Source organism: Pseudomonas sp. HLS-6, assembly GCF_002753995.1.
Classification (GTDB): Bacteria; Pseudomonadota; Gammaproteobacteria; order Pseudomonadales; family Pseudomonadaceae; genus Aquipseudomonas; species Aquipseudomonas defluvii.
This window is the reverse complement of record NZ_CP024478.1, coordinates 1733917-1753877: the sequence shown is the minus strand read 5'-3', so window position 1 is coordinate 1753877 and position 19961 is coordinate 1733917. Positions and strand designations below refer to the sequence as shown.

19 protein-coding genes and 1 pseudogene are annotated in these 19961 nt (G+C 58.7%); 9 read left to right on the top strand and 11 right to left on the bottom strand.

Translation table 11 applies throughout. The features are described from left to right. Positions 1–66: 66 nt before the first annotated feature. From CS390_RS08085 to CS390_RS24925, 9 genes and pseudogenes are all read right to left on the bottom strand, one after another. Positions 67–1278 carry a M24 family metallopeptidase gene (locus tag CS390_RS08085; protein ID WP_065761236.1) on the bottom strand — a complete coding sequence of 404 codons (1212 nt, stop codon included), beginning with the start codon at positions 1276–1278 and terminating at the stop codon, positions 67–69. A gap of 238 nt (positions 1279–1516) precedes the next feature. Next, positions 1517–2488 (bottom strand): annotated as a pseudogene (locus tag CS390_RS08080) (GlxA family transcriptional regulator); the annotation flags it as partial. A gap of 265 nt (positions 2489–2753) precedes the next feature. Beyond that, the gene (gabP, locus tag CS390_RS08075) at positions 2754–4148 is read right to left on the bottom strand and encodes a GABA permease (RefSeq protein ID WP_065761235.1); all 1395 of its coding nucleotides are present in this window, start codon (positions 4146–4148) and stop codon (positions 2754–2756) included. 77 nt (positions 4149–4225) lie between these two features. Then, positions 4226–5008 carry a creatininase gene (locus CS390_RS08070; protein ID WP_065761234.1) on the bottom strand — a complete coding sequence of 261 codons (783 nt, stop codon included), beginning with the start codon at positions 5006–5008 and terminating at the stop codon, positions 4226–4228. A gap of 147 nt (positions 5009–5155) precedes the next feature. After that, the gene (locus CS390_RS08065) at positions 5156–6244 is read right to left on the bottom strand and encodes an ABC transporter ATP-binding protein (protein ID WP_099773987.1); all 1089 of its coding nucleotides are present in this window, start codon (positions 6242–6244) and stop codon (positions 5156–5158) included. 40 nt (positions 6245–6284) lie between these two features. Continuing rightward, the gene (locus CS390_RS08060; protein WP_099773986.1) at positions 6285–7082 is read right to left on the bottom strand and encodes an ABC transporter permease; all 798 of its coding nucleotides are present in this window, start codon (positions 7080–7082) and stop codon (positions 6285–6287) included. Beyond that, positions 7079–7996, bottom strand: a complete 918-nt coding sequence (locus CS390_RS08055) for an ABC transporter permease (RefSeq protein ID WP_099773985.1) — start codon at positions 7994–7996, stop codon at positions 7079–7081. The genes CS390_RS08060 and CS390_RS08055 overlap by 4 nt, the downstream gene beginning before the upstream one ends. A 23-nt stretch (positions 7997–8019) precedes the next feature. Beyond that, complete coding sequence (locus tag CS390_RS08050; protein ID WP_099773984.1) at positions 8020–9147, bottom strand: extracellular solute-binding protein; 1128 nt, start codon at positions 9145–9147, stop codon at positions 8020–8022. After that, a complete protein-coding gene (locus CS390_RS24925; RefSeq protein WP_157767123.1) occupies positions 9147–9593 on the bottom strand; it encodes a hypothetical protein in 447 nt (148 codons plus the stop codon). Before CS390_RS24925 ends, CS390_RS08050 begins: the two co-directional genes overlap by 1 nt. On the opposite strand from CS390_RS24925, the gene CS390_RS08040 reads away from it, so the two are divergent. Next, positions 9577–11532, top strand: a complete 1956-nt coding sequence (locus CS390_RS08040) for a methyl-accepting chemotaxis protein (RefSeq protein ID WP_099773983.1) — start codon at positions 9577–9579, stop codon at positions 11530–11532. The two genes, CS390_RS24925 and CS390_RS08040, sit on opposite strands and share 17 nt — an antisense overlap. 41 nt (positions 11533–11573) lie before the next feature. Here CS390_RS08040 and CS390_RS08035 read toward each other — a convergent pair whose 3' ends face one another. Further along, entirely contained in the window at positions 11574–12320 is a 747-nt protein-coding gene (locus tag CS390_RS08035; protein ID WP_065761240.1) for an ABC transporter substrate-binding protein, read from the bottom strand. A gap of 224 nt (positions 12321–12544) precedes the next feature. On the opposite strand from CS390_RS08035, the gene CS390_RS08030 reads away from it, so the two are divergent. Together CS390_RS08030 and CS390_RS08025 are read left to right on the top strand one after the other, a co-directional pair. Beyond that, complete coding sequence (locus CS390_RS08030; protein WP_099776577.1) at positions 12545–13096, top strand: exonuclease domain-containing protein; 552 nt, start codon at positions 12545–12547, stop codon at positions 13094–13096. A gap of 70 nt (positions 13097–13166) precedes the next feature. Then, positions 13167–13451 (top strand): pyrimidine/purine nucleoside phosphorylase, encoded by a 285-nt coding sequence (locus CS390_RS08025; RefSeq protein WP_065761227.1) that lies wholly within the window; start codon positions 13167–13169, stop codon positions 13449–13451. Here CS390_RS08025 and CS390_RS08020 read toward each other — a convergent pair. Continuing rightward, positions 13448–14179, bottom strand: a complete 732-nt coding sequence (locus tag CS390_RS08020) for an alpha/beta family hydrolase (protein ID WP_099773982.1) — start codon at positions 14177–14179, stop codon at positions 13448–13450. The genes CS390_RS08025 and CS390_RS08020 overlap by 4 nt on opposite strands. A gap of 49 nt (positions 14180–14228) precedes the next feature. Between CS390_RS08020 and ccoN (CS390_RS08015) the strand changes: the two genes are divergently transcribed. The 6 genes from ccoN (CS390_RS08015) (at position 14229) to ccoO (CS390_RS07990) (ending at position 19958) form a co-directional block, all read left to right on the top strand. After that, positions 14229–15659, top strand: coding sequence for a cytochrome-c oxidase, cbb3-type subunit I (gene ccoN, locus CS390_RS08015; protein ID WP_099773981.1), 1431 nt, complete (start codon positions 14229–14231; stop codon positions 15657–15659). A 10-nt stretch (positions 15660–15669) separates the two neighbouring features. Beyond that, positions 15670–16278 (top strand): cytochrome-c oxidase, cbb3-type subunit II, encoded by a 609-nt coding sequence (gene ccoO / locus CS390_RS08010; RefSeq protein WP_065761969.1) that lies wholly within the window; start codon positions 15670–15672, stop codon positions 16276–16278. A gap of 5 nt (positions 16279–16283) precedes the next feature. After that, positions 16284–16481: a cbb3-type cytochrome c oxidase subunit 3 gene (locus tag CS390_RS08005; RefSeq protein ID WP_065761968.1), complete on the top strand. Its 198-nt coding sequence runs from the start codon at positions 16284–16286 to the stop codon at positions 16479–16481. Beyond that, entirely contained in the window at positions 16478–17413 is a 936-nt protein-coding gene (gene ccoP / locus CS390_RS08000) for a cytochrome-c oxidase, cbb3-type subunit III (RefSeq protein WP_065761967.1), read from the top strand. The genes CS390_RS08005 and ccoP overlap by 4 nt, the downstream gene beginning before the upstream one ends. 497 nt (positions 17414–17910) lie before the next feature. Beyond that, entirely contained in the window at positions 17911–19350 is a 1440-nt protein-coding gene (ccoN, locus tag CS390_RS07995; protein WP_099773980.1) for a cytochrome-c oxidase, cbb3-type subunit I, read from the top strand. Continuing rightward, positions 19350–19958, top strand: a complete 609-nt coding sequence (gene ccoO / locus CS390_RS07990) for a cytochrome-c oxidase, cbb3-type subunit II (protein ID WP_065761564.1) — start codon at positions 19350–19352, stop codon at positions 19956–19958. Before ccoN (CS390_RS07995) ends, ccoO (CS390_RS07990) begins: the two co-directional genes overlap by 1 nt. Positions 19959–19961: the final 3 nt, after the last annotated feature.

Genomic DNA, 19961 nt, shown 5'->3' with positions numbered 1-19961 from the left:
CGCTTCTCCCCTGGCAACGTTGACCAGGGAAAAAAAAGCCGCACATCCCTGTGCGGCGTATCACGTTTACTTCTTGATGATGTTCTTCTCTGGCCCGTAAGGGAACTTGGTGATGTTCTCCGAACCCTGCTCGTTGACGATCAGGATGTCGTGTTCGCGATAGCCACCAGCACCCGGCATGCCTTCAGGCAGCATGATCATCGGCTCGATCGACACCACCATGCCTGGCTCGAGTACTGTATCGATATCCTCGCGCAACTCCAGGCCCGCCTCGCGGCCGTAGTAGTGGCTGAGGGTGCCGAATGAATGCCCGTAACCGAAGGTACGGTACTGCAACAGGTCGTGCTGAAGGTAGATCTCGTTCAGCTCTCGAGCGATGTCGCTGCAACGCATGCCAGGCTTGATCAGCTTCAGGCCCGCTTCATGGACCTGGACGTTGACGTTCCACAAGCGCAGGTGCTCGTCGGAGCAGTGATCGAGGAACAGGGTGCGCTCAAGGGCGGTGTAATAACCGGCGATCATCGGGAAGCAGTTGAGGCTCAGAATATCCCCTTTGTTGACCTTGCGACTGGTCACTGGGTTATGGGCGCCGTCGGTGTTGATGCCCGACTGAAACCAGGTCCAGGTGTCCATCAGCTCGCCTTCAGGGAAGCTGCGGGCGATCTCGCGCACCATCGCCTGAGTAGCGTGCAATGCCACTTCGTATTCAGGTACCTGGTCACGCAATGCTTCGACTACCGCCGCACCGCCGATGTCGGCGATGCGCGCGCCATGACGAATCATGACGTGTTCTTCTGCGGACTTGATCATGCGCATACGCATGCAGGGTGCGGCGATGTCGACCAATTGCGCCTGCGGATAACGCGCAGCGAGCTTCGCATGGTTCTGCAGGTTCAGATGGTCGAACTCGATACCGATGCGGCCCGCTTTGGGAAGCGCTTGTTCGATGGCGACGAAGAAGTTGTCACGCTGCCAGTCGGTGTAGACGATGTTGTCGGTGCCCACGGTACGACGCCATGGCTGACCACCGTCAATGTTGGCGCTGATCGACACCACCTTGTCCTGGGTCACGACCAACGCGTAAGGGCGGCCGAAGGAGCAGTAAATGAAATCGCTGTAGTAGTTGACGTTGTGGTAGGAAGTGAACACCGCCGCATCGATATCCTGGGCCGCCATATAAGCACGCAGCTTGGCCTGGCGATCGGCATATTCCTGCTCGGAAAAGGTCGATTGGACTTTATCGCCGTTGCGGATCTGGATTGTTTTTGGCATTTGCATCGTCTGTGTTCCTTGTCATTGTTAGCGATTCGGTACACCGCTTTTGGCCGGGTCCGTGAGGAGCATTGCAGCAGATACCCAGGGGCATCTTTTGTACGTGCCCGACCCGAAATTGGTTAGATCCGAATCGTGGACACCACGGCCAAAAAAAACCGGCCCCGAGAAATCTCGGGGCCGGACAGGTGTCGCGCCAGTAATGCCCTCAATGCAGCGGCGGGGAACTCATGCGACGACGATGCACGCGCTCATCCTTGGGGGGAACGCCATAGTGTTCACGGTAGCGCTTGGAGAAATGCTGGGTTGAAATGAAGCCGCACTCAGTCGCGACCTGCATCACCGGCAGCGCCGTCTGCCGGAGCAGCTGCCGTGCCCGCATCAACCTCAACTTCTGGTAATAGCGCATGGGGGTACTGTAGAGATACTTCAGAAACAACCGCTCCAACTGCCGCCTGGAAACACTCAGGTAGCTGGCCAGTTCATCGAGGCTAAGCGGTTCGCGCAGGTTGCTTTCCATCAACGCCACGACTTCCTGCAGTTTCGGCTGCGCATGCCCCAGCATGTGCTTGAGTGGCAAGCGCTGATGGCCCTGTTCGTTGCGCCGGTGATCAAAGGCCAGGGTCTCACAGATCTGCGCCACCAGTTCTGACCCATGCCCCGCGCCAATCAACCGCAACATCATGTCCAGGGAAGCGGTACCGCCTGAGGCCGTATAACGATCGCGGTCAATCACAAACAATTGCGCGCTTAGGGTGACCCCAGGAAAACCCTCCTGCATGTCCATCAGGTAGGGCCAGTCGACACTGCAATCGTAACCATCAAGCAGGCCGGCTGCGGCCAAGGCCCAGCTCCCAGAGCACACACCGCCCAAGTGCAGCCCCTGTTCGGACTGTGACTTGAGCCAGGACGCCTGTTCAGCAGTACAACTGCGCTCAATGCCTTTGCCGCCACACACAAACAGTGCGTCCATTGCTGGTGCATTACTGGCAGCCGCGTTGGGAGATATCTGCAGGCCATTGCTGGCCCATACCGGGCGACCATCCAGGGTCAAGGTGTGCCAACGATAGAGCTCCTGCCCCGACAACTGATTGGCCAGGCGTAGCGGCTCAACGGCGCAAGACATGGCCATCAGGGAGAAGTTGTTGACCAGCAAAAAGCCCACCGACTCAAGTACGCGCTCATGCGGACCGTGCTGTTTATCGTCGATTGCCATAGTGGTATTTGTCATCAAAACCTGCCACCTCTGCGCAAGAATTAAGCGCGCTTGGGTGGATTATCAGATCTACAACACCGCCGACATTGTCTGAATTCGACCCTCGATTGTTTACATTCGGCGCCCACCTGGCGTGGGTCCATGTCGTTTCGAAGGGGAAGCAGGCGCGCCAGAAGCACTGGCGGCGGGGGAAGGAAAAAGCCGGCCTGCTCTGAGAGCAGGCCGTATACAGGTCAGTGATAGAGGGCGCCAGCGAGGTCTGGCGTCAAACGCTTTCTGTCGAAGCGACCTTAATGGTTTGCACAGCAGTCTTCCTGGCGTTGAAGATTGAGCCCATGCAGACGATGCACAGCGTGAGCGCACCGGTAGCAATCACTTCCATACGATGCTCTGGCAACATCAACATAACGGTCAGGATGCTCAAGATACAGAAAATGACCAGGTAGCTGAGCCATGGGTAAAACCACATCTTGAATGCAATGTGCTGCCCCGACTCATTCAATTTCTTGCGAAGTTTGAGCTGAGAAACCGCAATCACGAGGTACACCAGCAGTGCGACAGCGCCCGAACTGGCAAGCAGGAACGAGAACACTTCATCGGGCGCGAAGTAATTGAGCGCGGTCGTCAGAAAGCCGACGGCGGTGCTCGTCAGTACCGCCACATAGGGCACACCCGACGATGTAGTTTTCTGCAGCACTTGCGGGCCATCTCCACGCTTGCTCAGGGAGTAGACCATGCGCGAGGCCGTATAGATGGCTGAGTTGAGGCAGCTGGCCACCGCTATCAGTACCACAATATCGACAATCATCTTCGCCTGCGGAACGTTCATCAGCTCAAGCGCTCGCTGATAAGAACCCACCTCCCGAAGCATGGGGTCATTCCAGGGAACAATGGAGATGATGAGGAAGACCGAGACAATGTAGAAAATACCCATGCGCCAGACGACCGAGTTTGTCGCGCGGGTAATCTGCTTGGCCGGGTTCTGGGATTCAGCCGCTGCAATCGTGACGATTTCCGTGCCCATGAAACTGAATACGGTGGTAAGCATCGCGCCGATGACAGCGGTCATGCCATTAGGCATGAAGCCACCAAACGTCTTGCTCAGCTCCATGACGCCACTCACCTCTCTACCGGGCAATGCGCCTGCCAGGGCCAGCCCACCAATGGCGATGAAGCCCAATACCGCAATGACTTTGAGCATGGCGAACCAGAACTCGAACTCGCCATAACGCGCCACGCTGAACAGGTTGGTTACCGTCAGCAGCGCGGTAACCGCAATTGCAAACTCCCACGTCTGCACCGCAGGGAACCAGGCGTGCAGAATAGCAGCGGCGGCAATGGCTTCGATTGGAATCACCAACACCCAGAACCACCAGTACAACCAGCCGATGGTAAAGCCTGCGCTACGTCCCATCGCCCGCTCGGCATAGGTGGAGAATGATCCGGTATCCGGTGAGGCTACTGCCATTTCGCCCAGCATACGCATGACCAGAACGACCAGCGTGCCGGAAAAAATGTAAGCCAGAATCGCCGCGGGGCCGGCAGACGCGATGGCATGCCCTGAGCCGATGAACAGGCCGGCACCAATGGCACCGGCGATAGAGAGCATGGTGACATGACGCTGCTTGAGGCCTGGGGCCAGAGTGGAGCTGTTGGACATGATATTTACCCTTTTTATTCTATTTAGGAGGGTGAAGAATCAGCTGCAGGTTGTTGTTTCGGCGCTCACGGGTGCTCTTATGTTGTCAGATCAAACGCCTCCCGCACTGCGGCGCTGATACCGGAGACACAGACACTCAGGATCAGTTCGCCTTTCTCGCGGCTGGAGCCTTTAGGGGAAGACAGGGTTCCACATGCCGGCGTGCGCTCTGGGATGATGGGAAAGACGTCATACGGCGGGAAGGTGGCCGGGGGATGGTCGACAGCACGGCTCAGATCGACCTTGTCGGGGTGCAGGGCCAGCATCAGCGACGTCTCGAAGACACCGCCATGTTCGATATCCCAACCGAGGAAACCTTCGGGATAAAGCTGTTCAATCACGGCCGGGTCGTTAATGAAGTCCCAGTAGGACAGCACCACCACTTTGAAATCGTTGATGCCGCCATAACGGAGTTCGCGAAGGGCAAGGTCAATACCTTCGACAATGAACATCGAGTTTTCGTAATGCCCATTCATCAACACCAGCTTGCGCGCACCATGACGTGCCAGCTCTCGAATGATGTCCTGAACGGTATGGGTCAGCGTGGCGCCATCAAGGCTCGTCGTTCCGGGAAAGTGGTTGCCACCCCCCGATTTTTGCTGAGACTTGTACCCATAGGCCAGCGCGGGCAAAACCAGGCCATCGACATTGAACGCTACCGCCTTGCAGACCGCTGTCGGCAACAGGACATCGACCTCCATGCACATGTGATGGCCATGCTGCTCCAATGCGCCGACGGGCAGGAATATCGGGCAACCGTCGGCCACCTTCTGCGCATATTCTGGCCAGGTGAGTTCGCCGATCACTACGCTGTTGTTCATGCACACACCCTCTGTAAGTGTCTTATTATCTTCATGTTTTTCAAGCGCCGAACCGCGCGCCACTATAGTTACTGCCGTGGTACAGCGGTAGCCTTGTTTTGTGCACTGCCCCGTTGGGGAACATGCACGCCGTGCGTGCCCCGATGCTCAATCGCCGCGCAGGATCAACGCACACGCGCCGTCCCATTCGGCAACGATGTCTTGTCCATTGCGCAGGCCAAGTCGGTTGTAATCGGCATGCGGTTTCTGCACCTGCAGTTCAAGCCCATCGCCGGCATCAAGGTAGATATTCACCATCGAGCCAATGAACTCTTCACCGACCACGGTACAGGCCAGGCGGTTGGACCGGCTGGGGTGCAGGGTCAGGTTGATATGCTCGGCGCTCAGGCAGACAGTGACCTGCTCGCCAGCAGCGATCGCCTTGCCCTCCGGTCGCCGCGCAAGAAACTCACCGTGCTGCGAGCCGACACGAACCAGCCCCCTCTCGTCGAAACCTGTGACCGTGCCGCAGAGGATATTCTTGCCACCAATGAACTCGGCGACGAAGCGGTTGTGCGGCTCCAGGAAAACGTCCTTCGGCGAGCCTATCTGCTCTACCCTGCCCCGACTCATGATCACCACACGGTCGGCCATGGCGAAGGCTTCGGACTGACTGTGCGTGACGTAGACGAAGGTAATGCCAAGGTCCTTCTGCAGCCCGGTCAGCACGCCCTGCATGCGCACGCTCAAATGAGCATCGAGTGCGCTCAGCGGTTCATCGAGCAACAGGATTGATGGCTCGGTGACCAGCGAGCGTGCCAGCGCCACACGCTGACGCTGGCCGCCGGAGAGCAGGCTGATGTCACGCATGGCAAACTCTTCCAAGCCAAGCCGCTCAAGCCATTGCAGCGCCTTCTTGCGTCGCTCGGCCTTCGCCATGCCGCGCATCCGCAGGCCAAACTCGACGTTCTCGACCACATTGAGGAACGGGAACAGCGCCAGGTTCTGCCAAACCAGCGGCGTCTCCCGCTCCCAGGAATACAGGTCGTTGATCCGTTCGTCGTTGAGACGTATCTCGCCTTCAGTCGGCTTGTCGAGCCCGGCGAGCATGCGCAGCGTCGTGGTCTTGCCGCAGCCGCTCGAGCCCATGATCGCAACAAACTCGCCCTTGTAAATTTCAAGGTTCATGCGCTCGACAGCATGGTAACTGCCGAAATTCTTGACCACGTTATCGAATACCACCAGCGGTTGAGTCATGGCTGAAATCCTTCGGGTCCAGTTATGTACCAGGGTGACATCAAACCGTTGCAGGCTTGTTTCGCCGCATCAGCAGCAGTTGTGCGAGGATCACCAACGTCATCGTCGTGATGAAGACAATCGTGCCGATCGCATTGATGGTCGGGCTCACCTGCCCCTGCAACGTATTCAGGATGCGTACCGGAACCGTTTCGTTGAGCCCGGACACGAACCAGGCGACGGCGAACTCATCGAAAGAAACAGCCATGGTCACGAACAGCGCAGCGAAGATGCTTGGGGCGGTGAACGGCAGGATTACAAAGCGCATGGCCTTCCATTGATTGGCACCGAGGTTCCAAGCCGCCGCCTCGATGTTCGGATCCATCTGCGCAAGGCGCATCCGGATCACCGCCATCGCGAACGGTGCACACATCACCACGTGACTGATCATCACCGCGTAGATCTCGCCGGAAAGCCCGACCCGCGACAGGAAAGCCAGCATGGCCAACCCCATGATCACCACCGGAATGGTCGGCGGCAGCAACGCCAGCGCCATGTAGATCGACTTGCCAAAGAACTGATAGCGGTAGTCGGTATAGGCCGCGGTGAAGCCCAGCACGGTCGACACCAGGGACACCACCACACCCACCATCAGGCTGTTCTTGAATGCCTGCCACACCGCTGGGTCGGCGGCGATGGTCTCGTACCAGTGCAGGCTGAAACCACCCAATGGCAAGGACGGGAAACGGTCGATGTTGAATGAGAACACGACGCTGCCGGCAATCGGCGTGAAGATGAAGACAAACACCAGCACCACGTAACTGCGCAGCACCAGGTTGATCAGACGATGCTCGTTCATGCACGCCTCCGATAAGCGAAGCGAACCGCTGCGAAAGCCGTGATCAACAACGTAACGATCATCATCGTTGCAATCACCGCCGCACGTGGCCATTGCTGGCCGGACTTGGTGGTATCAGTGATCAGCGTGCTCAAGGTCGGCGGCTGGCCACCGCCCAGATAGAGCGGGCTGACGAAGTCACCGAACGTCAGGATGAAGCAGAACAGCGCCGCGACGACGATACCGATTCGTGCCGACGGCACCACCACCAGAAACACCGTGCGTATCCGCCCGCAACCCAGATTGTGCGCGGCCTCTATCAGCGAACGATCGATGTACATCAGGCTGAACAATTGCAGCAAAACCACCAGCGGCAAGCACAGCGTGAAGTAACCGACATAGGTTGCAAACGCAGTATTCAGCATTGTCAGGGGTTCCAGCCCGAACTGGCCCAGCGCGGCATTGAGGATGCCGTTATCACTGAGGAACACCTGCCATGAATAGGTGCGCACCAGATAGCTGGTGAAGAACGGTGTGATCAGCAACAGCACGATCAACTGTTTTACCGACTCACGGAACTTGAACGCGATGGTGTAGGCGCAGGGCAACGCCACCACACTGATCAGCACTGCCGCCCCCGCAGCCATCGCCAGGGTATGGGCATAGGCGTCCCAGAAGAACCCGCGGCTGAGCATGTAGCTCCAGTTCAGCCACTCGAACGTCGGCACCATCCGGAAGTTGCGTACGACCCAAAAACTGATCGCCACCAGAAACGCCAGCGGGAATACGAAGAAGACCGACTGCCAGATCAGTATCGGCATCGAGAAGCTGAGGCCGTACCCGGGCAAGCGCAAGCCCCTTCTGCCGCCACGCGGCTGCACCGTGCTGCCGTTGGTAACCACAGGCGGCGAAATCTTTAACTTGTTTGACATCATTGCGACCACCTCCGCACGCTTCGTCAAGCACCCTTGTATTCGGACCAGAAGTCGTTCCAGTCCTCCAGGCTCTGCTGGACCGGAAGCTCGCGGTACTTGATGCGACCTGCACGGATGTCATCCATGACGTTGTGCTGACCGAGCACCATGCCTTGACGCTTGGCTTCGGCGGGATCGGTCTTGTTCAGCAGCTCCCACCCCCGCTTGTTGGGGATGAGTGCGGGATAGGCGGCCATTTTCGCCGACTTGACCTGGCCTTCCGGCGAGGTGATGTATTGGATGAACTTCTTCGCCAGCTCCGGGCTGTGCGCGTTCTTGGCAATGCAGTAGGACTCCGTCCATTGCAACCCTCCCTCCTCCGGCACCACGGTTTTCAGCGGCGCGCCGGAGCGCTGCAACACACCTGTGATCCAGTCGCCGATGCCGCACATCGCATGGATCTGACCGTTCTTGAGCGACGAGAAGGTTCCGCCATAATCGAAGAACCCGCCGATCTGCGGACGCAGGGTCATCATCTTCTGCTTGACGCTTTGCCAGTGCGCGGGATCGATGTCGTAGGGCCGCGCATTGGCATTGGCCAAACTGATCTGCCCCAGGTTGGGCAAGTGCCAATCGAAGTGCCCGACCTTGCCCTTGAGGCTGTCGTCCCAGAACACGCTGTAGCTGCGCACCTTGGCTTCAGGAACAAGCAAAGTGTTGTAGGCGATGCCGAGAAAGCCGAAGCGAATCAAGACCGAGTACAGTTCATCGCCTTTCCAGTGCCCGGGGAAGTGCTGGAATTCGGGGTAGAAATCGTCGAAGGGGTAGTCGGCGGGATCGAGCCGCTCAATGTATTCAGCGGCATTGAGTTGCTGCACGTACTCGGCATCAGACAGGATCAGGTCGAAGGTGCCGGGCGGGGACTGCGATATCAACCCGAGCATGTTATCCCCGCCAGTATAGTACTTGGCCCGGACCTTGACCCCATACTGGCGCTCGAAATCGGCAACGATATCCGGTTCGGCGTGCCCGGCCCATGCCAGGATAACCAGCTCTTTTTCCGCTGCCGCGAAACTTCTCATCGGAAGGAAACTGGAAAGTGCGGCGGTACCCGCCAGGATACTGCTGGTTTTGATGAACGTACGGCGTGAAAGGTCGATGCTTTTTTTCATTATTGTCTCTCCTCGGTGATGGAAAGTTGCTTCTGTCCTTCTGGCCTCGCCTCTTGCTTTTTTCTGTTTGGGTACGCGAACAGAGGAGGAATACCGTCAACGCCCCTCTTCCTCTCAGCCCCGCCGCTGCAACATAAACATTGAATTGAATGCGCCCATGCAACGCATGCATTGACGGATTCCCGAGAAGCATTGCAGCAGATACCCACACGCCGTTTTTGTACGTGTCCGACCTGAAATTGATCAGATCCGCCCTCGCCGATTTTATTGGGCTCAGGCGTGCCAAACTGCTGACGTACACCGCTCGATTGGCGATTTTTGCGTACTTCAAGGACGGCATCCCCAGGTTGTTCTTTCAATGGGCCGCCACGTTTTTCTGAAACAGCTAATTCACCCGGACAACACAAATAATAAAAAGTAGAGGGTTGTATGACGATTCGCTTCAAACTCATAGCCGCCTTTATTGGCGTCACGTTGATTCCCGTATTGATGATTACGTTGTTTGTCGCCAACCAGGCGATGAACAGGGAACGCGAACAGTTCAACCAGAGCAGCATTAAACAAATTCATGAAGTGGATAATGCCTTTTCTTTCTTCCTTGAAAGTGTCGCAGAAAACGTCACGCTATTGAGTCAGACGCAGGTATTGAAGTCCGCCGACAATACCCTTCAGCGTTATATCGAAACATCACACGTGACGAAGATGCACGCCCCTGATAGCGGGGTGGGCGCTGCGATCTATGAGCTGTTCGCACAGATGGGCAAATCGCACCCCAGTTACGCCTACGTCTATGCGGCCACGAGCCAGGGGCATTATCTGCAATGGCCAGAGTCAGATATCCGCGCCCACTACGACCCACGTGAACGGCCTTGGTTCAAGGCCGCCCTTACGGGCAATGGCAAGCCTGTTCGCACGCAGGCTTATACGTTTGCCGAGGATAACGCCGTTATTGTTTCCACGGCACAGACCTTTATCGATGCCGATGGCGGAACGGGTGTCGTGTCGCTGGACGTTTCGCTGAACAAGTTGACCGAAGTGGCCGGAAAGATCCGTTTTGGTAACAACGGCTATCTGTTGTTAGTGGAGAGTGATGGCAACGTGCTGGCCGACCCAATGCACCCCACCAACAATTTCAAAGCCCTGGCGAGCCTGGGTGACGGGTATGCCTTTCTTGCCAACCAACCAGCAGGTTTCTACACCGTGCAACTGGATGGCAAAGACTACAACGCCAGCGTGTACAAGTCGCAAACCTTGGGCTGGACCTACATTGCCCTGATCGAGAGCAGCGAAATCAACGCTGGCGGCTGGCACCTGGTGTGGGTGATCACATTGCTGGGCGCTGTCCTGGTGATGATCTTCGGGCTGTGCGGCGTAGCACTGTCCCACGTGCTGATTGCACCGATCAACACAACCTCAGCGGGCTTGCGCGATATTGCCAGCGGCGAGGCCGACCTGACGCGCCGTTTACAGATCAAGGGCAACGATGAAACCGCGCAAATGGCCAAGGGCTTCAATGGCTTTGTCGACAGTATCCAGAACTTGATCAAGGATATTCGCGCGTCCAGCGCGCAGGTCGAACAAGGCGCTGCGGCTATCGGTGTCCAGGCCAGCCAGCTCGACGATACGGCACAACGTCAGTCGACGGCGGTGGACATGGTGTCTACTGCGTTCCATGAAATGGTCGCCACCGCCAATGAAGTGGCGATCAACTGCAATCGCGCCGCTGAAGCCGCACAGCACGGCCAGGACCAGGCGCACAAAGGCCAGCAGGTTATCGGGCTCATGGTCAGCCAGGTCGGCAGCCTGGGGGACCGTATTCGTCAGGCCGCGGAGTCGATCAGCCAACTGGAGCACAATACCCAGGGTATCACCGCCATTCTCGACACCATCCGCGGTATCGCTGAGCAGACCAACCTGTTGGCGCTCAATGCCGCCATCGAGGCCGCACGCGCAGGCGATCAGGGACGTGGTTTTGCGGTAGTGGCCGACGAAGTGCGGGCATTGGCCAAGCGCACCTCCGATTCAACCGAACAGATCAACGGCTTGCTCGGCAAACTGGTCAGCAGCAGCCAGAGCGTGGCGATGGAAATGCATCACAGCCTGGTGCAGTCAAACGAATCGGTCGAATTTACGGCTCAGGTGGAGGCAGCATTTGCCGGTGTGCATGAGGCCGTGACGACGATCAAGGATATGAATACCCAGATTGCCACCGCCGCCGAAGAACAACATGCCGTGGCCGAAGACATCAACCGCCATATCGCCGACATTCACAGCGATGCCAGTCGTATCAGTGAAGTATCCAGTGTGTCCAGGACCACCACGCGCTCGCTGACCCAGATCTCAAGCGAGTTGAACACCTTGGTGGGGCGCTTCCGCACCGATTGAGTGCTGTACAGGTGTGTTGGCAGGCTAGGCCTGCAACGGCGTCAACGCGACTTCGCGACGTGGATTTGATACGGCTTGAAAATACCCGCCAGTTTTCCATTGTCGCGCAGTTGCTGCAGCAGCCCCTGGAACGCTTCGCCGCTGATCGGTGCACCGGGGCGCAACAGGGCGAAGTGATGGTAAACCTGATCCACTCGTTCGGAGGCCAACAGCTGTTCAGCGCTGCCAGGATTACGCGCCAGGTAATCCGACAGGTACGAACGGGTAACCAAGGCAATATCCGCCCGGTCGCGCTGAACCATCAACAGGTTGCTGTCGTGGGAATAGGTCAGCGTGGCGTTGTAAAGCTCAGCCAGGTCGCGTGGGTTTGAGTTGAACTTGGCAAAGGCGTAGTGATAGCCACTGAACAGTGCCAGCCGCTTGCCCTGAAGGTCGGCAAAATACGCTTGATCACGGCCAGGCAGGCGATGGGTAACGAACACCTCGGCATCCTCAAGCCCCATGTCGACGCTGGCATGAGGAATCTGTTGCCAGCCCCATTCAGGGTTCTCGAAGATCGCCATATCGATGCGACCGTGCTGGAAGTCGCGAAAGCGTCGCGGGATCGACGTGGGCACCAGAACGAAGCGGTACTGCTGCTGCAGTTGGTTGAGGGCATCGATCAGTTGCGGCAACAAGCCTGTATCAGCGCCTTGCTCGGGGCGTACCGTGTAAGGAGGGAAATGCGCGGCGCCCACCCGGACCTCAACATCCTCGAAGGCACTTGCCGACGGAGCGAGCCACGCCATGGCAAACAGCAGCAGAGCGGACAATAGCGGCGGCAATGGCACGGACTTCAAGGCTACACACTCTCGACGGACGGGACGTGGACGCCCTTTAAGCTAGGCGTTTTACCACGTTTGCACAACCAAAGAGTAGGCCAGCAAGGGCGCCACCGCTGCCAAAACAGGGGATATCCTAAACGCCGCGCATTGGCTACGCTCTAGCCAGCATATTGGATGGGAAGCGAATGATGGGGCATTGGCTGGTAATCGACCTGGAAGCCACCACTGACGACGGTGGCTGGCCAGTCGCGGAAATGGAAATCATTGAAATCGGTGCCAGCCTGGTCAACCGCGACGGCCGGGAGGTGGACCACTTCCAGCGGTTTATACGGCCACGGCGTCGCCCCCAACTGACCACGTTCTGCCGCGAGCTGACCCATATCAGCCAGACCAATGTCGATACGGCAGCCTCGTTCATGGAGGTCTGGGCACAATTCGAGCGCTGGCTCAGCCACCATCAGCCGCACCTTGAGGGTTGGGTCAGTTGGGGGGACTACGACCGCAAGCAGTTGCTGCAGGAATGGCAACAGCATGAGGTCGACAGCCTATTGGCCAACATTCCCCATATCAACCTGAAACAGCGCTTCGCCAAGGCCCGACACCTGCAACGTCCACTCGGCCTGAATGGCGCGCTGCAACTGGCCGGCCTGCAGTTTTGCGGGCAGCAGCACCGCGCCCTGGAAGATGCCCGCAACACGGCGCGCCTGCTACCGTTGACCCTGCCTGCCAGCGGCATTTGAAAGCGGATGACGGCAACCGGGCGCTTGGGCATACTGGCCAACCTTTTTCCCCCCTTTTCAGGAGTCGCCCATGTTTAAAGTCAACGAGTACTTTGATGGCACGGTCAAATCCATCGCATTTGGCACCGCCGAAGGTCCAGCCACGATTGGCGTGATGGCTCCGGGCGAATACGAGTTCGGTACCAGCCAGCGCGAAATCATGCATGTGGTCTCCGGCGCCCTGACCGTCAAGCTGCCAGACAGCGACAACTGGGAAACCTTCAGCGCTGGCAGCCAGTTCAATGTACCGGCCAACAGCAAGTTCCAACTGAAAGTCGCCGTCGACACCGCCTACCTTTGCGAGTACCGCGGTTAAGCAATCGTCGCCGGGGTTGCCCTGACCCCGGCACTCACTTCATCAATGAAGCGCACAACCCGGTCTGCCGCCGTCTGTAAATGATCGGCATGACTGAACCCCGACGCCTTGAGTGGCTTCAAGTCATGGTCAGCGGCGTGCAGCCAGCACAGCTCGATGGCTGACGACAACGCATACCCCTCCACCGTTTGGCGATTGCCCAGCGCGTCACGTTCGCCCTGAATGATCAGGGTCGGCGTCTTCAGTGCTGCCAGATGCGCTACCCGAGGTTTTTCTGGCTTGCCCGTCGCATAGAACGGATACCCCAGGCAAACCAGTGCATCGGCGCCCAGTTCATCGGCCAACAAGCTCGCCATGCGCCCGCCCATGGACTTGCCACCGATGGCCAGCACCCCAGCGACCGATGGTCGCACTTGACAGTACACCTCGCGCCAGTATTCGAGCAGTACCGCCTGCGGATTCGGCGGCCTTTTGCCGCCATCCAGCCGCCGCTGAGCCATGTAGGGAAACTCAAAGCGCAACACCCCCAACCCTTGCCCCGCAAGCCTTTGCGCCATGTCTTCCATGAACGCGCTGTCCATGGGGGCGCCTGCGCCGTGGGCCAGAATCAACACGTCGCGACAGGGTTTATCCCCCTGATTTTGCGGGGCATTCCAGCGCCAGCCACGCGCCGCAACCCGTTGCGCCCATTGATCCCCGTCAATACCGGCCAATTGCCCATTACTCATGCTTGCCTCGCTAATAAGTCTGCCTATAACCGTGGATGGGAACCCATACATGAACACAACCAGCAGTACCGCCTACAACTACAAGGTGGTCCGCCAATTCGCCATTATGACGGTGGTGTGGGGGATAGTCGGGATGGGACTCGGCGTTTTTCTTGCCGCGCAACTCGTCTGGCCTTCACTCAACTTCGACCTCCCCTGGACCAGCTTCGGGCGCCTGCGCCCGCTGCACACCAACGCGGTGATCTTCGCCTTCGGTGGTTGTGCATTGTTCGCCAGCTCCTACTACTCGGTGCAACGCACCTGCCAGACCACGCTGTTTTCGCCGCGTCTGGCCGCGTTCACCTTCTGGGCCTGGCAACTGGTCATCGTCCTGGCTGCCGTATCCCTGCCGCTGGGCTTCACCAGCTCCAAGGAATACGCTGAGCTGGAATGGCCAATCGACCTGCTGATCACCATCGTATGGGTCGCTTACGCCGTAGTGTTCTTCGGCACGCTGATGAAACGCACCACCAAGCACATCTACGTGGGCAACTGGTTCTTCGGTGCATTCATCATTACCGTGGCCATCTTGCACATCGTCAACAACCTGGAAGTGCCGGTCAGCCTGACCAAGTCCTACTCACTGTACAGTGGCGCCACTGACGCCATGGTCCAGTGGTGGTACGGCCATAACGCCGTAGGCTTCTTCCTGACCGCAGGCTTCCTCGGCATGATGTACTACTTCGTGCCCAAGCAAGCCGAACGTCCGGTGTACTCCTATCGCCTGTCGATCGTGCACTTCTGGGCACTGATCACCCTGTACATCTGGGCCGGCCCGCACCACCTGCACTATACCGCCCTGCCAGACTGGGCTCAGTCGCTGGGCATGGTCATGTCGCTGATCCTGCTGGCCCCAAGCTGGGGTGGCATGATCAACGGCATGATGACCCTCTCGGGCGCCTGGCATAAGCTGCGCAGCGACCCGATCCTGCGCTTCCTGGTGGTATCGCTGGCGTTCTACGGCATGTCGACCTTCGAAGGCCCGATGATGGCCATCAAGACCGTCAACGCGCTGTCCCACTACACCGACTGGACCATCGGCCACGTACATGCGGGCGCCCTGGGCTGGGTCGCGATGATCTCCATCGGCGCGCTGTACCACATGATCCCGAAAGTCTTCGGTCGTGAGCAGATGCACAGCATCGGCCTGATCAACGCCCACTTCTGGCTGGCCACCATCGGCACCGTGCTCTACATCGCCTCGATGTGGGTCAACGGTATCGCCCAAGGCCTGATGTGGCGCGCGGTCAACGCCGACGGCACCCTGACCTACTCCTTCGTCGAGACCCTGGTCGCCAGCCACCCTGGCTTCATCGTGCGCTTCGTCGGCGGTGCCATCTTCCTGACTGGCATGTTGCTGATGGCCTGGAACACCTGGCGCACCGTGACCGTCGCCGCTCCGGCCAAAACCGAAGCCGACGCCGCCACCCAGCTGGCCTGAGGAAAGCGAAATGAAACACGAAACTATTGAGAAGAACGTTTTCCTGCTGGTGCTGCTGATGGTGGTCGCCGTGAGCATCGGTGGCCTGACCCAGATCGTCCCGCTGTTTTTCCAGGACGTCACCAACAAGCCGGTCGAGGGCATGAAGCCCTACACCGCACTGCAACTGGAAGGCCGTGACATCTACATCCGCGAAGGCTGCGTCGGCTGCCACTCGCAGATGATCCGCCCGTTCCGTGCTGAAACCGAGCGCTACGGCCACTACTCGGTTGCCGGTGAGAGCGTCTGGGACCACCCGTTCCTGTGGGGCTCCAAGCGTACCGGCCCGGACCTGGCCCGTGTCGGCGCTCGCTACTCCGACGACTGGCACCGTGCGCACCTGTACAACCCGCGCAACGTCGTGCCTGAGTCGAAGATGCCCGCCTACCCATGGCTGGTGGCCAACCAGGTCGACAGCACGCACACCGAGGCCAAGCTGCGCACCATGCGCACCCTCGGCGTGCCGTACAGCGATGCCGACATCGCCGGTGCCCGCGACGCGGTCAAGGGCAAGACCGAAATGGATGCCCTGGTCGCCTACCTGCAGGTGCTCGGCACCGCGATCAAGAACAAGAGGTAAGCCCCATGGACTTCACACTGGATATCGGCCAGCTACGCGGCCTGGGCACACTGCTGGTGATGATTGCCTTCATCGGCCTGGCCTTCTGGGTGTTCAACGCCCGCCGCGACCGTGACTTTGCCGAGGCACGCCTGCTGCCGTTCGCCGATGATCGCCTGCCCCCTACCGCCAATGAATCCGCCTTGAGGAGTACCCGGCAATGACCACCTTCTGGAGTACGTATATCTGCGTACTGACAATCGGTAGCCTGGTTGGCCTGACCTGGCTGCTACTGGCCACACGCAAAGGCGAAAGCAAAGGTTCCACCGACCAGACCATGGGCCACAGCTTCGACGGCATCGAGGAATACGACAACCCGCTGCCCAAGTGGTGGTTCTGGCTGTTCGTTGGCACCCTGATGTTCTCGGTCGGCTACCTGATCCTCTACCCTGGCCTGGGTAACTGGAAAGGCATGCTGCCTGGCTACAAGGACGGCTGGACCGGCGTTAACGAATGGCAGAAAGAGATGGACAAGGCAGACGCCAAGTTCGGACCGATCTTCGCCAAATTCGCCGCCATGCCAGTGGAGGAAGTGGCCAAGGACCCACAAGCCCTGAAAATGGGTGGCCGCCTGTTCGCCTCCAACTGCTCGGTGTGCCACGGCTCCGACGCCAAGGGCGCCTATGGCTTCCCTAACCTGACCGACAATGACTGGCGCTGGGGTGGCGAGCCGGAGACCATCAAGGCCTCGATCCTCAATGGCCGTCACGGCATCATGCCGGCCTGGGCTGAAGTGATTGGCGAACAAGGTGTAGCCGACGTGGCGGCCTTTGTCCTGACCAACCTCGATGGCCGCACCCTGCCAGAAGGCACGAAAGCCGATCCGGCCAATGGCCAGAAGCTCTTCGCAACCAACTGCGTGGCCTGCCACGGTCCTGAAGGCAAAGGTACCCCGGCCATGGGCGCACCGAACCTGACTCACCCACAGGCGTTCATCTACGGCTCGAGCTTTGCCCAACTGCAGCAGACCATCCGTTACGGCCGCCAGGGCCAGATGCCTGCCCAGCAGGAAATCCAGGGTAACGACAAGGTTCACCTGCTGGCCGCCTACGTCTACAGCCTGTCCAAGGGGAACGAACAGGCCTCTGCCAAGTGAAATGATTTTGTAACTGAGGCTTGACTAAAAACGCCGCACCTTCAGGGGTGCGGCGGCTTATCCCCCCTCCTTCCCCCCGCCTTGCGACCAAGTGTCGCAGCCAGGCACACCCTCGCCTTGCACCGCCATCAATTGGAACTAAGCTTGTTGCCACAGTGGGTGGAATGAGCGGTCCTGCTGCACTTTTCTGGGGCACTCACCGCCAACGATTCGGCGCAAAGGCTGATAGGGCGGCTCATGTCAGCCATCCTCGACCCGACAGCCGTTTCGACAAACGGTGCATCCGCGCGATTGTCCGGTAATAAAAACCGAAAAATCGTACACATAAAAGTAAATTAACTGTGTACAATTTTCGCGCCAGAAAAGCTCGAAAGGGCCGCAACACACGCTCTGGCAAGGATCGGCGCGGATGCCATCGCGTTGCAATAACCACACGGTTTATACATACTTGCGCCGATTTTTACCCTAAAAAAACACCCAAACCGTGGAACCTTAGAATGAGCACAGCAATCAGTCCGACTGCTTATAACTATAAGGTAGTCCGCCAGTTCGCCATCATGACGGTGGTCTGGGGGATCCTTGGCATGGGGCTTGGTGTCTTCATTGCCTCGCAATTGGTATGGCCCCAGCTGAACCTGGACCTGCCCTGGACGACCTTTGGACGCCTTCGCCCGCTGCACACCAACCTGGTGATTTTCGCCTTTGGTGGATGTGCGCTGTTTGCCACCTCCTATTACGTCGTGCAGCGTACCTGCCAGACGCGACTGATCTCTGACAGCCTTGCGGCCTTCACCTTCTGGGGTTGGCAAGCCGTGATCGTCGGTGCACTCATCACCTTGCCGATGGGCTACACCACGACCAAGGAATACGCAGAGCTGGAGTGGCCGATCGCCATTCTGCTGGCCATTGTCTGGGTGACCTACGGTATTGTGTTCTTTGGCACCATCGTCAAGCGCAAGACCAAGCACATCTATGTCGGTAACTGGTTCTACGGCGCCTTCATCGTGGTTACCGCGATGCTGCACATCGTCAACCACATGTCGTTGCCGGTCAGCCTGTTCAAGTCCTACTCGGCTTACTCCGGCGCCACCGATGCAATGATCCAGTGGTGGTACGGCCACAACGCCGTGGGCTTCTTCCTGACCACCGGCTTCCTGGGCATGATGTACTACTTCGTACCCAAGCAGGCCGAGCGTCCGATCTACTCCTATCGCCTGTCGATCGTGCACTTCTGGGCACTGATCACCCTGTACATCTGGGCCGGCCCGCACCACCTGCACTACACCGCCCTGCCAGACTGGGCCCAGTCGCTGGGCATGGCGATGTCGATCATCCTGCTGGCACCAAGCTGGGGCGGCATGATCAACGGCATGATGACCCTGTCGGGCGCCTGGCATAAGCTGCGCACCGACCCGATCCTGCGCTTCCTGGTGGTATCGCTGGCGTTCTACGGCATGTCGACCTTCGAAGGCCCGATGATGGCCATCAAGACCGTCAACTCGCTGTCGCACTACACCGACTGGACCATCGGCCACGTACACGCCGGCGCTCTGGGCTGGGTAGCGATGATCTCCATCGGCGCCCTGTACCACCTGATTCCGAAGGTCTACGGTCGCGAGCAGATGCACAGCATCGGCCTGATCAACGCCCACTTCTGGCTGGCCACTATCGGTACCGTGCTGTACATCGCCTCGATGTGGGTCAACGGTATCACCCAGGGCCTGATGTGGCGTGCAATCAACGATGACGGCACCCTCACCTACTCCTTCGTCGAAGCGCTGCAAGCCAGCCACCCAGGCTTCATCGTCCGTGCACTGGGCGGTGCGTTCTTCGCCTCCGGCATGCTGCTGATGGCGTACAACGTCTACCGTACCGTACGCGCCTCGAAGCCGGCAGAAGCTGAAGCCGCCGCTCAGATCGTAGTTGGAGCTCACTGATGAAGCACGAAGTAGTCGAGAAGAATATCGGCCTGCTGGCCTTCTTCATGGTCATCGCCGTCAGTATCGGCGGCCTGACCCAGATCGTCCCGCTGTTCTTCCAGGACGTCACCAACAAGCCGGTCGAAGGCATGAAGCCGCGCACCGCACTGGAACTGGAAGGCCGTGATGTATACATCGCCAACGGCTGCGTCGGCTGCCACTCGCAGATGATCCGCCCGTTCCGTGCTGAAACCGAGCGCTACGGCCACTACTCGGTTGCCGGTGAAAGCGTCTGGGACCACCCGTTCCTGTGGGGCTCCAAGCGTACCGGCCCGGACCTGGCCCGTGTCGGCGGTCGCTACTCCGACGACTGGCACCGTGCGCACCTGTACAACCCGCGCAACGTCGTGCCTGAGTCGAAGATGCCTTCCTACCCATGGCTGGTAGAGAACAAGCTCGACGGCAAGGAAACCGCCAAGAAGATGGAAGTCCTGCGCACCCTGGGCGTGCCGTACACCGACGAAGACATCGCCGGTGCCCGCGACGCGGTCAAGGGCAAGACTGAAATGGACGCCCTGGTTGCCTACCTGCAAGGGCTGGGCACCATCATCAAAAGCAAACGGTGACCT